Origin of the sequence: Citrobacter sp. Cpo089 (assembly GCF_030332695.1) — a bacterium.
In the GTDB taxonomy this organism is placed as follows: domain Bacteria; phylum Pseudomonadota; class Gammaproteobacteria; order Enterobacterales; family Enterobacteriaceae; genus Citrobacter; species Citrobacter portucalensis.
In genome coordinates this window covers 181,096-195,741 of record NZ_JAOWHJ010000062.1, presented here as the reverse complement: position 1 = coordinate 195,741, position 14,646 = coordinate 181,096, and the positions used below count along the sequence as shown (strand labels likewise).

The window sequence follows — 14,646 nt, the reverse complement described above, 5'->3', positions numbered from 1 at the left end:
GCCCTCTCCGGCATACAATTAGTGTTACACCAAACGCGACTTATTAAAGTTAATCAAACTCCCTGCCTTAATAATTTCACGCTCTTCTGCGGTCAGGCTTTCCATATACACTCTGATTTCACTCACCTCACCATCATCGTGAAGCACATACGCTTCGATTTCTTTACTGCACTCATCTAAGGCGCGGCGAATACCGGGAATATAGATATAGTCCCCCACTTCAAATGAAGGTTGCTCTGCCATCTGGAGCGGTAGCATACCCCAGTTGATAACGTTGGAACGGTAACGCTTGGTGGCATATTCCTGGGCAATATTTGCCAGGCCACCAATCACTCGCTGACAGCTCGCCGCCTGCTCGCGCGCCGAGCCATCGCCAGGTTTGACGGCGTAAATCATGCTACCAATCTCAGTATCCAACGGTTGCACATTTTCCTGACCGGCAATCTGTTGGATGCGTTCGAAAACTGACGCCAGTTCGCTGACGTCGCCCCCCTCCACGCGCCTTTTTTCCAGCTCCGACGTCGCTTTACTTCTTTCCACATACCCGGGATCTCGTCGAGACAGCGTAAATTCCGCCAGTCCTAGTGGATTAGAGCGATACGACGAGGTTTCACCGGACGGGATAAGCTCATCCGTTGTTGTCACATCATCAAGGATCTTCGAGGCCACTTTTAGCAGAATATTTTCCGTTAATGCGCCCAGTTCCGGCCAGTCTTTAATGTTCGGGCCGTAAATGAGCGGCTGCTGCGTAGCCCCTTTCACGAACCCCTGGTATACGCGACTCTTATAAGGTGCAGGATTAAACGCATAGTCTGGCACCGTATCCCAACAGTCCAGATCCGTCGCAGCAGTGAGGAATCCTCCGTTGGCTGCCGTAGCCGCAATTGATCGCGCATCCATCAGCGCAACGGCTGACATTTGACCATTGCCCGGTTTCGAGCCTTCACGGTTAGGGAAGTTGCGCGTGGTATGGCGGATGCTAAGACCATTGTTGATTGGCGTATCGCCCGCGCCAAAGCATGGACCGCAGAATGCGGTTCTGATGACAGCCCCCGCGCCCAGTAAATCTGTAACGACACCTTTCTGCGCTAAATCCATAAACACCGGTTGTGACGAGGGGTAGACAGCAAGCGAGAAAGCATCATTACCGCAGGATTGACCGCGTAATGCCTGCGCCGCAGCAATCACGTTTTCATAGTTGCCGCCCGAGCATCCAGCAATGATCCCCTGCTGTACTTTTAAGCGACCATTTTCTACTTTATCCAACAACGAGAGGCTGGCTTTACCCTGAGCGATACGTGCAGATTCAACTTCAATCTCCCGGAGAATGTCCGTCAGATTCTCATTGAGAGTATCAATCTCATAGACATTACTTGGATGGAATGGCAGCGCAATCATCGGCTTAATCGCACTCAAATCAACATAAATACAACCGTCGTACCAGGCCATCGGCTGCGGACTGAGCTGGCGATAGTCTTGTTCACGTCCATGTAATGCCAGCCAACTACGAGTTTCATCATCCGTTTGCCAGACGGAGCTCAAACAGGTGGTTTCGGTGGTCATCACATCAACGCTGTTGCGAAAATCCGTTGAGAGATGACGAATACCAGGGCCGACAAACTCCATGACCTTATTTTTGACGTAGCCATTTTTAAATACCGCGCCAATGATCGCTAACGCCACATCCTGTGGACCAACACCTGCTGCGGGTTTCCCGGTAAGATAAACGGCAACGACCTCAGGATAATCAATGTCCCAGGTGTCGTTTAGCAGCTGCTTGACCAGCTCACCGCCCCCTTCTCCTACCGCCATCGTACCCAATGCGCCGTAACGTGTATGGCTGTCTGAGCCAAGGATCATTTTGCCGCCGCCCGCCATCATTTCACGCATGTATTGATGGATAACAGCAATATGTGGCGGCACAAAGATTCCGCCGTAACGCTGTGCCGCAGACAGACCAAACATATGATCGTCACCGTTAATAGTTCCCCCTACCGCACATAATGAGTTATGGCAGTTAGTCAGAACATACGGCAGCGGAAAACGTTCCATGCCAGAGGCTTTTGCAGTCTGAATAATACCGACAAAGGTAATATCGTGTGAGGCTAATGAATCAAACTTAATTTTAAGCTTATTCATATCACCGGACGTATTATGCGCGGAGAGAATCGACCACGCTATAGTTCCTTTTTTCGCATCCTCTTTGCAGATATGCCGAGGCAAAGAATCCTCAGCTACAATTTCATTATTATCGGAGAGATAAATTCCTTTTTCATACAGCTTAATCATTTGATACTCCGTAGTCCTGTGCTTACATAAGCGCACAGCCAATAAAAAGTTTTAAACCTGGTTTATGATTTACAGCATGTTCCAGTCAATCAACATGCTCCACCACCACACGCCGAGAGTGATATGGACAATAAAGGTCAGTAAGGTCAACATGCCCCCCACCAGCCACCACGATTTAATATCGTTATAGCCAACGCCAAAAATAACCGGACCCGCGGCACCGCCATAATGGGTGACCATTCCGCCATAGGAGTTAGAGAAGAGTAATGCCAGCGCGGTTAACATCAGTGGTGCGCCGGAGACATTCGCCAGCATGGCAAATACCGGCATCATTGCCACAATATATGCGCTGCCTGAGGCAAAGAAATATCGAACAATAATGCTCAGGAACAAAATAACGAAGAACGCCACGTTGCCGTGATTACCAAAGTCGAGATTGTTTTTGAACAGTTCGGCTAACCAGTCGAAGAATTTCACTTTCGATAATAACGAACTTAAACCGATAATACCGCCGTACCAGATTAATGTATTCCAGCCGCCCTTATTTTTAACCACATCATCCCAGGTGACTACGCCAAATAAAAGCATCGTACCCATGACGACAATCGCCACCGTTGATTCATCAACACCGAGGCTTTTACTGAAGATCCATCCCAATAATGCGAGAACGAAAATGCCCAGCAGCATTTTTTCGCGCCCTTTCATTGGTCCTAAATCCTGAAGGCCAGCTTTAGCGATGGTTTTGTTATCAACCTTTTTAATTTCAGGTGGATACATAAAATAGATAACGAGCGGCGTCGCCAACAGCATGACCAGTCCTGGCAGACCTGCAGCAAGCGCCCATCCGCCCCAACTCAACTGCAAGTGACAGATATCGTTGATCATCTTCAACGCCAGAATGTTTCCCGCCATCGCGGTAAAAAACATATAGCTGGTTGTTTTAGTGACCATATAGACCGACATCATCAGGTAGTGACCGACACGGCGCGGGCTCTTATCCGGTTCAGAACCCAGCGCCACCGCCACACTATTGATGATGGGTAATACGATTCCTCCCGCTCGCGCGGTATTTGACGGTGTTGCCGGAGCTAATACCAGATCAAGGAATACGGTCACATAGCCAAGGCCAAGCGTGGTGTTACCAATTTTGCCGATCAGAATATAAGCAATGCGCTTACCCAGCCCCGTCGTCACAAAAGCAGCACTTAACGTAAACGCGGAGAAAACCAGCCATGTCGTACCGGAAGCATAACCGCTCAGTACGCTGCTGGTCTTCAGTACGCCATGGCCTAAATTTCCGACAACCACCATAGAGGCGGCAACGGCAATCAATAACACCACCGGTTCAGGAAACGGTTTAATCACCAGTCCGACAATGGCCGCAAGATAAATACCAAACAGCACCCACGCTAGTTCACTTAATCCCGCAGGGGCAGGAATCAAACCAATAATACAGGGGATCGCTAATATTAAAATTAGCTTCCATAATGATTTAACGTTCATTTATTAATCCTGAATAATCTGTACAGGCAATACAGTATTTTTCGTTTTTCTGCGATCGCAGAGAAATGAGGCCAATGCTGTCAGGGAAGGAAAACATCACCAGCGAATATTTTTCTGGCGGTACGAATAACCGAAGCTCTGATAGTTTCAGGTTCATCCCCTTTATTGGTTAAATGAATATCAAGAGTGCCTCCAGGATGTTCGATAGTGATATTCCCGTAATGCGCACCCGCCGTTACCTGACGCGAAACAGTACCGTTAATGACACAGCTGCTGGCGATAGCTATCGCCCCAGTAATCGCCAGCGCTTTATGGCAAGAGTGCGGCATAAAATAACGAACATTAATTTCGCCGTCGTGTTGAGGTGCAGAGATGAGAATCGGTTTTGGGAGAACCTTATTGCTGACATCACCCAGCCCCATAGCTTCACCGGCCTGTAAACGAATAGACTCAATGCGCGACAATAATTCGTTGTCTGCATCCAGTTCTTCCGCTGATTCATAGCCCGTTTTCCCAAGGTATTCGGCAGGAATAATTACGACAGGTGTCGCCATATCCATACAGGTCACCGGAACTGAGTTGATATAATCGATGTGTTGGCCCGTCGGAAAAATATGCCCGGTTTTAGAACCTGCGGCATTAAGAAACGTCAACGCAATAGGGGCCGATGTTCCCGGGACGCCGTCAATTCTTGCCGTTCCTTCATACTCAACAACACCATGCGGCGTCTGTATATCAGCTTCGATAAACGTGTTGGTGTTCACATTGCGAATGCGTACGCGGGTGGTCGGCGTAGAAGCAGCAATCAACCCCTTTTCAATAGCAAACGCACCAACGGCGGAAAGCATATTGCCACAGTTGGGTGTGGTATCGACCCGTTGCTCATGTACCAGTACCTGAGCAAATAAATAATCGATATCAGCGTTGGGGTCGTTTGAAAGACTAATAATCGCGACTTTACTGGTTAACGGATTGCCACCGCCAATGCCATCTATTTCCAACGCATTGCCAGAACCCATAATCCCAATCAATATTTCATCACGCAATTTTTCTTCTTCTGGCAGGTCTTGAGCTAATAAAAACGCGCCTCTGGACGTTCCTCCGCGCATCATAACGCAAGGTATTTTTTTCATGACAATGCTCTCTTCAATATTATTTCCACTATGTACATGGTTGCATGTCATGATTAGGGTGACTAATGACTTCATTTTCGTGATTAGTGATTTATTTTTATTAATTAAAAGTGATGAATTGCAGATACACTGAACACTTTCATCTTAGACAGGGTCTTCCCCGATTGAGTCCGGAGTCAAAATGAAACACGAGTTATCGAGCATGAAGGCGTTTGTCACACTGGCAGAGTCCGATTCTTTTAACAATGCCGCCAAGTTACTTAATATTACGCAACCTGCATTAACTCGCAGGATTAAAAAGATGGAAGAGTATTTACACACTCAACTCTTTGAAAGAACAACTCGCAAAGTGACATTAACAAAAGCGGGGAAAATGCTTTTACCTGAAGCCAGAGAATTAATTAGGGCATTAGATGAAACTATTTTTAATATTAGCGATGTGAATGTTCATCATCATGGCATAGTGACACTGTCCTGTATTCCTACCGCGGTTTTCTATTTCTTGCCGTTGGCAATAGGAAAATTTAATGAGCGGTATCCCAATATCAAAGTGCGAATTATTGAACAAGGGACGAATAATTGTATGGAATCCGTACTTTGCAATGAGGCTGATTTTGGAATAAACATGAACAACATCACAAATTCCTCTATCGAGTTCACTCCACTGGTTAATGAACCGTTTGTTCTGGCTTGTCGACGCGATCATCCGCTCGCTAATAAGCAGTTGGTTGAGTGGCAAGAATTGCTGAATTACAAACTGATAGGCGTTCGTTCCTCAAGCGGTAACCGATTATTGATTGAACAACATTTGGCCGATAAACCATGGAAATTGAACTGGTTTTACGAGGTTCGTCATCTGTCCACTTCGCTGGGTCTGGTTGAAGCTGGACTGGGTGTTTCCGCATTACCAGGGTTAGCAATGCCGCAAACGCCGCATCCAACGCTGATAGGGATCCCACTGGTTGAGCCTGTGATTAGACGCACGCTGGGAGTTATTCGGCGTAAAGACGCTATCCTCTCACCTCCCGCTGAACGCTTTTTCTCTCTTCTGCTTAATTTATGGGCAGATGACAAAGACAGTCTTTGGACATCCGTTGCTGAATGTCATGAAAATCTACCGCTCGTTAAATGAACAAAACAATCCGCAATCTTCACAAGATTGCGGATTGTTTGTAACGCTAGCGTTTTAGTACGCGTTAACCACCACCCACATCGGGCCTTGTCCTACCGCGTAACGACCTTTCTCCGTCAGCAACCCTTGTTCGCCAGCAATCTCGTACACCGCGATATGGTGCGATTTTTGTCCGGCTGCAATCAGGTATTTACCTCTGTTATCGATATTAAAACCGCGCGGCTGAGTTTCGGTAGGCTGGAAACCTTCTTTGGTCAGCACGCTGCCATCTTCAGACACGCTAAAGACCGTAATCAGGCTGGCGGTGCGATCACAGGCATACAGATGACGCCCGTCCGGTGTAATGTGAATATCTGCTGCCCAACGGGTATCCGCGAAATCAGCAGGCATCATATCCAGCGTCTGCACGCACTCAATCTTGCCGTACGGATCTTTCAGCTCCCAGACATCAACAGAGCTGTTCAGCTCGTTCACGCAGTAGGCATATTGCTTATTCGGATGGAACGCCATATGACGCGGGCCCGCGCCTTCAACGGTAGTCACTTCAGCCGGTTCCTGCGCAACCAGATGGCCATCATCGCTAACGTCAAACAGGCAGATACGATCCTGTTTCAACGCCGGAACCCACAGGGTACGGTTATCCGGAGAGATGTTGGCTGAGTGGCAACCATCCAGACCTTCTACCACGTCAACCAGTTCCACCGGCAGGCCATCTTCCAGACGCGTGACGCTCACGCTACCCGCGTTATAAGAGCCAACGAACACGAAACGTCCCTGATGATCGGTAGAAATATGCGTCGGGCTCCCCGGCAGCGCAGACTCTGCTGCAAAGGTCAGCGCACCGTCATCAGGCGCAATACGATAAGCCAACACGCGAAACTCCGGGCGCACGCCAACATAGAGGTAACGCTTATCCGGGCTGACGACCATCGGCTGTACCTGACCCGGTACATCAACCACCTGCGTCAGCGTCAGAGAACCATCGTGATTCAGGCTCCAGACGTGGATTTGCTGACTTTCAGGGCTGGCGGTATAAACGGTTTGCTTCATGAATACTCCTTTGCTTTTTGGCAGGTGGCTGCAATTGCCTGACACACGCCTAAGGTAGACGCTTTTAACGGTGAATGCTTAATTAAGGCTCAGCATTTTGTCCGGCTCCCGTCTCGGTGTACCATTCCAGCAGACAAAATTCTCAACCTTAATCTGGAAAAAACTATGACCGCACGCGTGATTGCCCTGGATTTAGACGGTACCCTGCTGACCCCGAAAAAAACCTTGCTGCCATCCTCTCTCGAAGCGCTCTCGCGCGCCAGAGAAGCAGGCTACCAACTTATCATTGTCACAGGTCGTCATCACGTTGCTATTCATCCTTTTTATCAGGCACTGGCGCTGGATACACCTGCAATTTGCTGTAACGGTACCTACTTGTATGATTATCAGGCAAAAAAGGTACTGGAATCCGATCCCCTTCCAGTAGATCAGGCATTACAGCTGATCGAAATGCTGGATGAACATCAGATCCACGGGCTGATGTATGTGGATGAGGCCATGCTGTATGAGCGCCCAACCGGGCATGTGGTGCGTACCGCTAACTGGGCACAAACTCTGCCGCCGGAACAGCGCCCGACCTTCACTCAGGTACCTTCGCTGGCGCAGGCCGCACATGACGTCAACGCCGTCTGGAAATTTGCCCTGACCGACGAAGATATTCCGAAACTGCAGCAGTTTGGCCAGTACGTTGAGCAACAGCTGGGGCTGGAGTGTGAATGGTCCTGGCACGATCAGGTCGACATTGCCCGTAAAGGCAACAGCAAAGGACGACGCCTTACCCAGTGGATTGAAGCAGAGGGAGGGTCAATGGAAAACGTGATTGCCTTTGGCGATAACTTTAACGATATCAGCATGCTGGAAGCCGCAGGTACCGGCGTGGCGATGGGCAACGCGGATGACGCGGTCAAAGCCCGCGCCAACATCGTGATTGGTGACAACACCACAGACAGCATCGCTAAATTTATCTACTCCCACCTGCTGTAATCAGGCGGTAATCGATACGCTCTTAATTTGCGCGTACAGCCACAGGCCAGGTTTGATACCCAGTTCATCCCTGGCCCATGGGCTGATCCTTGCCCACAGCGTCTTACCGCCCACCTCAAGCTGAACTTCCACCTGACCGTTATCGTCATAGCATTGCGCGACTTTTGCCCGCAGCACATTACGAATACTGGTCTGCTGGGGTGGTTGGAGCACCAGTGAAACATCAGATGCCTGAATACGAATACGCAGCGCGGTTTGCAGCGGTTGCTCCAGCTTATTGACCCACAGATGCTGATCGCCGAGCGCCAACGCGGTCATCGCATAGTGTGGATGATGCTCCAGCACGCTGACTTTCAGAATACTGCTTTGCTGTTCCTTAGGCAGCCAGGGGTGCATCACGCTGCTACCCCAGACATCTTCCAGCGAACCAAACGCTTTGACCTGCCCGTTCTCCAGCACCATCACTTTGTCTGCCAGGTGCAAAATCTCATCAAGCGAGTGGCTGACATACAGCATCGGAATATTGATTTCACGTGCAAGGCGTTGCAGGTAAGGCAGCAGTTCGCGTTTACGCGGTATATCCAGCGAGGCTAACGGCTCATCAAGCAACAATAACTCAGGCGCGGTCAGCAGCGCCCGACCGATGGCGACACGCTGCTTTTCACCGCCAGAAAGACCGCCTGGCAAACGGTCAAGCAGCGGTTCAATACCCAACAGCGCCACCAGCTTATCAAACTGTCCGGCCATGCTTTTCGCCATTCCGTAACGCAGGTTGCCGCGCACTTTATAGTGCGGGAACAGGCGCGCATCCTGGAAAACATAGCCCACCCGGCGTTTTTCCGGCGTTAAACAGATACCGTTCTCGACGTCGTTTAAGACCCGACCGTTGAGCACGATGCGTCCGGACTGCGGCTGCGTCAGGCCGCTGATGGCGTTAATCAGTGAGGTTTTGCCCGCGCCGGAAACGCCAAAAATAGCGGTGATGCCGCTGGCTGGCAGCGTTTCGTTGAGCGTCAGACAATGCGTCCCCAGCGTCTGGGAGAAATTGAGTTCCAGCATAATTATCGCCCCGTCCGCTCACGGCTAATACGCGCCAGCCATTCAGAAATCAGCAGCGAAATCAGCGCCAACACAATAGAAATGATACACAATCTTGCCGCCGCGCTTTCACCGCCGGGAGTCTGGATCAGGGTATACATCGCCGAAGGAATGGTGCGGGTTTCGCCTGGAATGTTGGAAACAAAAGTAATGGTTGCGCCGAATTCCCCGAGGGAACGCGCGAACGCCAGCACCGTACCGACAATAATGCCGGGCAGCATCAGCGGTAGCGTAATGGTCATGAATACGCGCCAGCGTCCAGCTCCCAGCGTGCGGGCCGCCTGCTCCAGCTTGACGTCAACACCTTCCAGCGCCAGACGAATTGCCCGTACCATCAGAGGAAAAGACATCACCGCCGCAGCCAGTACCGCACCGCGCCAGCTAAAAGCAAAGGTAATGCCAAACCAGTCGTACAGCCATTCACCGATGAATCCACGCCGCCCCATGGCGACTAACAGCAGATAGCCTACCACGACCGGCGGCAGAACCAGTGGCAAATGCAGAACGCTGTCGAGCAGCGCTTTGCCCGGGAACTTGCATCGCACAAGCAGCCAGGCAAAGAAGATCCCAAACGGCAAACTAAACAACACAGCCAGGGAAGAAACTTTCAGGCTCAGGATGACGGCCTGCCATTCAGGATCGGTCAGTATCATTACTTGGTCGTAAATCCATAACGTTTAAAGATTTCAGCAGCCTGCGGTCCTTTCAGGTAATCATAGAACGCGCTAACCGTTGCGTTTTTGTGTCCATCAACAATCGCGATAGGGTATTCCACTTTTTTGTGCGAATCTTCCGGGAAAGTCGCAACAACTTTTACGCCCTTACTGGCGACAGCATCGGAACCATAGACGATCCCCAGCGGCGCTTCGTTACGCTCTACCAGTGCCAGCGCACCGCGCACGTCTTCAGCAGGAGCCAGTTTCGGGGCCAGGGTATCCCATGCACCCAGTTTTTGCAGCGCTTCTTTGGCATAAATGCCCGCCGGAACATGTTCTGGATCGCCAACAGCCAGGCGTCCACCGTTCAACAGACTGGTCCAGTTGGTTTTGCTGTCAATGGTGAAGTCTTTCTGCGCGCTGGCTTTCGGCGCAACCACCACCAGACTGTTACCCAGCAGCGTTTCACGCGATGCGGTATCAATCGACTTCTTGTCTACCGCGTAGTCCATCCATTTCTGATCGGCAGAAATAAACAGATCGGCCGGAGCGCCTGCTTCAATCTGACGCGCCAGCGTGGAAGAAGAAGCAAAAGAGGAGACAACATCAACGTTCTTCTCTTTTTTATATTGCGTTGCAATGTCCTGCATCGCGTTGGTCAGCGAAGCAGCTGCAAAAACGGTAATCTTTCCTTCATCCGCCAGCGCATGTCCGGCAACGGTAAGAGAAAGTGTTGCCCCTGCAAACAAGCGTAACCATGTACGTGCCATCTGTAACTCCTTTGCGTTTCGTTATGTAGGCGCAAATATAGCGAGTAAATCAGGATTTTCCCAGTGGTTATTGATACCAATTAGAGGTTACACAAAGAAAATATCGGCAGGGAAAGCAAGATCTTGAGAAAACGAGTTGGCAGGCAAAAAATATAAACGCCCGACTGAGCGGGCGTTTGGGGAATCAATGATTCTGTCTGGACTGGTCTTTCTGACCGATACCGGAGAAAATGTTGAACACTTCACCCAGTCCGTAAATCAGACCCAGAATGATGGCCATTACCACAGGTACCATGATTACGGCGAATACCAGACTTTTCAATAACTCTAACATGGTCAACTCCAGATATAGTCCTTAGTTGTATTCTAACCACATAACGCAGAAAAGCACTCCCCTTTTGTGCGGTTGGCTTTGCGCGCGCGCGGTTTTCCGTCACAATACCCCTTTTGCCAGGAGCTTGTGATGCAGGCCGAAATCCTTCTTACGCTGAAACTTCAGCAAAAACTGTTTGCCGATCCCCGTCGCATTTCTCTGCTTAAACACATTGCGCTTTCCGGCTCCATCAGTCAGGGCGCAAAGGATGCAGGTATCAGTTATAAAAGCGCCTGGGATGCGATTAACGAAATGAACCAGCTCAGTGAGCAAACGCTGGTTGAGCGCGCCACTGGCGGCAAAGGCGGCGGCGGCGCGGTGTTAACGCGCTATGGCCAACGCTTAATCCAGCTGTATGATTTATTAGCGCAAATCCAACAGAAAGCCTTCGATGTTTTGAGCGATGACGATGCCCTGCCACTCAATAGCCTGCTGGCGGCGATCTCTCGCTTTTCGCTGCAAACCAGCGCCCGTAACCAGTGGTTTGGCACCATTACCGCCCGCGACCACGATCAGGTTCAACAGCATGTCGACGTCCTGCTGGCGGATGGCGAAACGCGCCTGAAAGTGGCAATCACTGCGCAAAGCGGCGAGCGTCTCGGGCTTGAAGAAGGCAAAGAAGTCCTGATTCTGTTGAAAGCGCCGTGGGTGGGAATCACTCAGGACGACGCCATTGCCCAGGCCGCCGATAACCAGTTGCAGGGTACAATTAGCCATATCGAACGCGGAGCTGAGCAGTGTGAAGTGTTGATGACCTTGCCAGACGGCCAGACGCTGTGCGCGACGTTGCCGATAGAGCAGACCCACACATTAACGGAAGGCGCTAACGTCACAGCATATTTTAATGCGGACAGAGTGATTATCGCCACACTGTGCTGAGTTAATTGACATCAGCCTGAAGAACACGTATCCCTGTTATTCATCGCTGCAAATAATGGGATACAAAATGTCATCATTGCAAATTTCGCAAGGCACGTTTCGTCTTAGCGACACAAAAACGCTCCAGTTAGATGCGTTGACGTTAAACGCGGGTGATAGCTGGGCGTTTGTTGGCTCTAACGGCAGTGGGAAATCTGCGCTGGCCCGCGCGCTGGCGGGCGAGTTGCCGCTCCTGAAAGGCGAACGCCGCTGCCAGTTCACACGTATTACCCGACTCTCCTTTGAGCAGCTCCAAAAGCTGGTCAGCGACGAGTGGCAGCGAAACAACACCGATCTTCTTAGTCCCGGTGAAGACGACACCGGGCGCACCACCGCAGAAATCATTCAGGATGAGGTTCACGACCCCGCCCGCTGCGCTACGCTGGCGCAGCAGTTTGGCATTTCTGCCCTGCTCAACAGGCGTTTCAAATACCTTTCCACCGGTGAAACCCGCAAAACTCTGCTCTGCCAGGCATTAATGTCCACGCCAGATTTGCTGATCCTTGATGAACCCTTTGACGGGCTGGACGTCGCGTCCCGCCGCCAGTTAGCAGATTTGCTCGCTGAGTTGCACCAGGCCGGTTTAACGCTGGTGCTGGTGCTAAACCGCTTTGATGAAATTCCCGAGTTCGTGCAGTTTGCCGGCGTGCTTGCCGATTGCACGCTGACGGAAACCGGCGCAAAAACAGACCTTCTGCAACAGGCATTAATCGCTCAGCTTGCCCATAGCGAACGGCTGGAAGGCATCCAGTTACCCGAACCGGATGAGCCTTCGGTGCGCCACACGTTGTCAGATAACGAGCCGCGCATTGTGCTTAACGACGGCACCGTCTCGTATAACGATCGCCCTATCCTGCATCATCTGAGTTGGCGGGTAAATCCGGGGGAACACTGGCAAATCATCGGTCCCAACGGTGCGGGGAAATCAACCCTGCTCAGTTTAATCACCGGCGATCATCCCCAGGGATATAGCAACGACCTGACCCTGTTTGGCCGCCGCCGGGGCAGCGGTGAAACTATCTGGGATATCAAAAAACACATTGGCTATGTCAGCAGCAGCCTGCATCTGGATTACCGGGTAAGTACAACAGTTCGCAACGTTATTCTCTCCGGTTATTTCGATTCAATCGGCATTTATCAGGCCGTCTCCGACAGGCAGCACAAGCTGGTACAACAGTGGCTGGATATTCTGGGCATCGATAAACGTACCGCGGATGCGCCATTTCATAGTCTTTCCTGGGGGCAGCAGCGGCTGGCATTGATTGTTCGTGCACTGGTGAAACATCCTACGTTGCTGATCCTTGATGAACCGTTGCAAGGATTAGATCCGCTCAACCGTCAACTGATCCGTCGGTTTGTGGATGTCCTGATCGGTGAAGGTGAAACTCAGCTTTTGTTTGTCTCTCATCACGCCGAAGATGCCCCGGGCTGCATTACCCATCGGCTAGAGTTTGTACCCGAGGGTGATATCTACGCCTATCGACAAACCTCTCTGCGTTAATTTTCATGTCAGGGCGTTTATCACGCCCTTTTTTCTGCTTTTTTTTCAGACAAGTGCTGAAATAACAACCTAACATAATGATTTATAATAAAGTAACTGGCAGCATCGAGTGAAAACACCGGAGTGTAAACGATTCCACTAATTTATTCCGTGTCACACTTTTCGCATCTTTGTTATGCTATGGTTATTGCATACCATAGGCTTAACGGAGCGAATTATGAGAGTATTGGTTACAGGTGGTAGCGGTTACATTGGAAGCCACACTTGCGTGCAGTTGCTGAAAAACGGTCACGAAGTGGTGATCCTGGACAATCTCTGCAACAGCAAGCGCAGCGTACTGCCCGTCATTGAGCGTTTAGGCGGCAAGCATCCGACCTTCGTGGAAGGAGACATCCGTAACGAAGCGCTGATAACCGAAATTCTGCACGATCATGCCATTGATACGGTCATCCATTTTGCCGGTTTAAAAGCCGTTGGAGAATCCGTTGCCAAGCCGCTGGAGTACTATGACAACAACGTCAACGGCACTCTGCGTCTGGTGAATGCAATGCGCGCTGCTAACGTGAAAAACTTCATTTTCAGCTCCTCCGCGACCGTCTATGGCGATCAGCCGCAAATTCCTTACGTTGAAAGCTTCCCCACCGGCACGCCGCAGAGTCCGTACGGCAAAAGCAAGCTGATGGTGGAACAGATCCTGACCGATCTGCAAAAAGCGCAGCCCGACTGGAGTATTGCCCTGCTGCGCTACTTTAACCCGGTTGGTGCTCATCCATCGGGAGATATGGGGGAAGATCCGCAAGGTATTCCAAACAACCTGATGCCTTACATCGCGCAGGTAGCCGTTGGCCGCCGCGAGTCTCTTGCCATATTTGGCAATGACTACCCTACTGAAGATGGCACCGGTGTACGCGACTATATCCACGTGATGGATCTCGCCGACGGCCACGTTGCCGCCATGGAAAAACTGGCGGGCAAACAGGGCGTACATATTTACAACCTCGGTGCAGGCATCGGCAGCAGCGTGCTGGACGTGGTCAACGCCTTCAGCAAAGCCTGTGGTAAACCGGTTAATTACCATTTCGCGCCGCGCCGTGATGGCGATCTTCCTGCCTACTGGGCTGATGCCAGCAAAGCCGATCGCGAGCTCAACTGGCGCGTGACCCGCACACTGGATGAAATGGCACAAGATACCTGGCACTGGCAGTCACGACACCCGCAGGGATATTCGGATTAAGGACC

General features: G+C 50.8%; 13 protein-coding genes. 5 read left to right on the top strand and 8 right to left on the bottom strand.

What is annotated here, in order from left to right:
• Window positions 1–24 precede the first annotated feature (24 nt).
• From OGX92_RS14380 to OGX92_RS14370, 3 genes are all read right to left on the bottom strand, one after another.
• Window positions 25–2,289 carry a hydratase gene (locus tag OGX92_RS14380; RefSeq protein WP_286586693.1) on the bottom strand — a complete coding sequence of 755 codons (2,265 nt, stop codon included), beginning with the start codon at window positions 2,287–2,289 and terminating at the stop codon, window positions 25–27.
• Window positions 2,290–2,358: 69 nt separating this feature from the next.
• Complete coding sequence (locus OGX92_RS14375) at window positions 2,359–3,792, bottom strand: anion permease (protein WP_063940673.1); 1,434 nt, start codon at window positions 3,790–3,792, stop codon at window positions 2,359–2,361.
• An 80-nt stretch (window positions 3,793–3,872) separates the two neighbouring features.
• Window positions 3,873–4,925, bottom strand: a complete 1,053-nt coding sequence (locus OGX92_RS14370; protein WP_063940674.1) for a 4-oxalomesaconate tautomerase — start codon at window positions 4,923–4,925, stop codon at window positions 3,873–3,875.
• A 181-nt stretch (window positions 4,926–5,106) separates the two neighbouring features.
• Here OGX92_RS14370 and OGX92_RS14365 point away from each other — a divergent pair, with 181 nt between their 5' ends.
• A complete protein-coding gene (locus OGX92_RS14365) occupies window positions 5,107–6,057 on the top strand; it encodes a LysR family transcriptional regulator (protein WP_003831484.1) in 951 nt (316 codons plus the stop codon).
• A gap of 54 nt (window positions 6,058–6,111) precedes the next feature.
• On the opposite strand, the gene pgl is transcribed toward OGX92_RS14365, so the two are convergent.
• Window positions 6,112–7,107, bottom strand: coding sequence for a 6-phosphogluconolactonase (pgl, locus tag OGX92_RS14360; protein WP_020996535.1), 996 nt, complete (start codon window positions 7,105–7,107; stop codon window positions 6,112–6,114).
• A 165-nt stretch (window positions 7,108–7,272) separates the two neighbouring features.
• Here pgl and OGX92_RS14355 point away from each other — a divergent pair, with 165 nt between their 5' ends.
• Entirely contained in the window at window positions 7,273–8,091 is an 819-nt protein-coding gene (locus tag OGX92_RS14355) for a pyridoxal phosphatase (RefSeq protein ID WP_286586689.1), read from the top strand.
• On the opposite strand, the gene modC is transcribed toward OGX92_RS14355, so the two are convergent.
• The 4 genes from modC to OGX92_RS14335 form a co-directional block, all read right to left on the bottom strand.
• A complete protein-coding gene (gene modC / locus OGX92_RS14350) occupies window positions 8,092–9,150 on the bottom strand; it encodes a molybdenum ABC transporter ATP-binding protein ModC (RefSeq protein ID WP_003831474.1) in 1,059 nt (352 codons plus the stop codon).
• Window positions 9,151–9,152: 2 nt separating this feature from the next.
• Window positions 9,153–9,842: a molybdate ABC transporter permease subunit gene (gene modB / locus OGX92_RS14345; RefSeq protein WP_008784169.1), complete on the bottom strand. Its 690-nt coding sequence runs from the start codon at window positions 9,840–9,842 to the stop codon at window positions 9,153–9,155.
• Entirely contained in the window at window positions 9,842–10,615 is a 774-nt protein-coding gene (gene modA / locus OGX92_RS14340; protein ID WP_003831470.1) for a molybdate ABC transporter substrate-binding protein, read from the bottom strand. The genes modB and modA overlap by 1 nt, the downstream gene beginning before the upstream one ends.
• A gap of 184 nt (window positions 10,616–10,799) precedes the next feature.
• The gene (locus OGX92_RS14335; RefSeq protein ID WP_003023026.1) at window positions 10,800–10,949 is read right to left on the bottom strand and encodes an AcrZ family multidrug efflux pump-associated protein; all 150 of its coding nucleotides are present in this window, start codon (window positions 10,947–10,949) and stop codon (window positions 10,800–10,802) included.
• Between the two features lie 129 nt (window positions 10,950–11,078).
• On the opposite strand from OGX92_RS14335, the gene modE reads away from it, so the two are divergent.
• The 3 genes from modE (at window position 11,079) to galE (ending at window position 14,641) form a co-directional block, all read left to right on the top strand.
• Window positions 11,079–11,867, top strand: a complete 789-nt coding sequence (gene modE / locus OGX92_RS14330) for a molybdenum-dependent transcriptional regulator (protein ID WP_003831465.1) — start codon at window positions 11,079–11,081, stop codon at window positions 11,865–11,867.
• Window positions 11,868–11,934: 67 nt separating this feature from the next.
• Window positions 11,935–13,407, top strand: a complete 1,473-nt coding sequence (gene modF, locus OGX92_RS14325) for a molybdate ABC transporter ATP-binding protein ModF (protein ID WP_003831463.1) — start codon at window positions 11,935–11,937, stop codon at window positions 13,405–13,407.
• Window positions 13,408–13,624: 217 nt separating this feature from the next.
• Window positions 13,625–14,641 carry a UDP-glucose 4-epimerase GalE gene (galE, locus tag OGX92_RS14320; RefSeq protein WP_003831462.1) on the top strand — a complete coding sequence of 339 codons (1,017 nt, stop codon included), beginning with the start codon at window positions 13,625–13,627 and terminating at the stop codon, window positions 14,639–14,641.
• The last annotated feature ends 5 nt before the right edge of the window (window positions 14,642–14,646 follow it).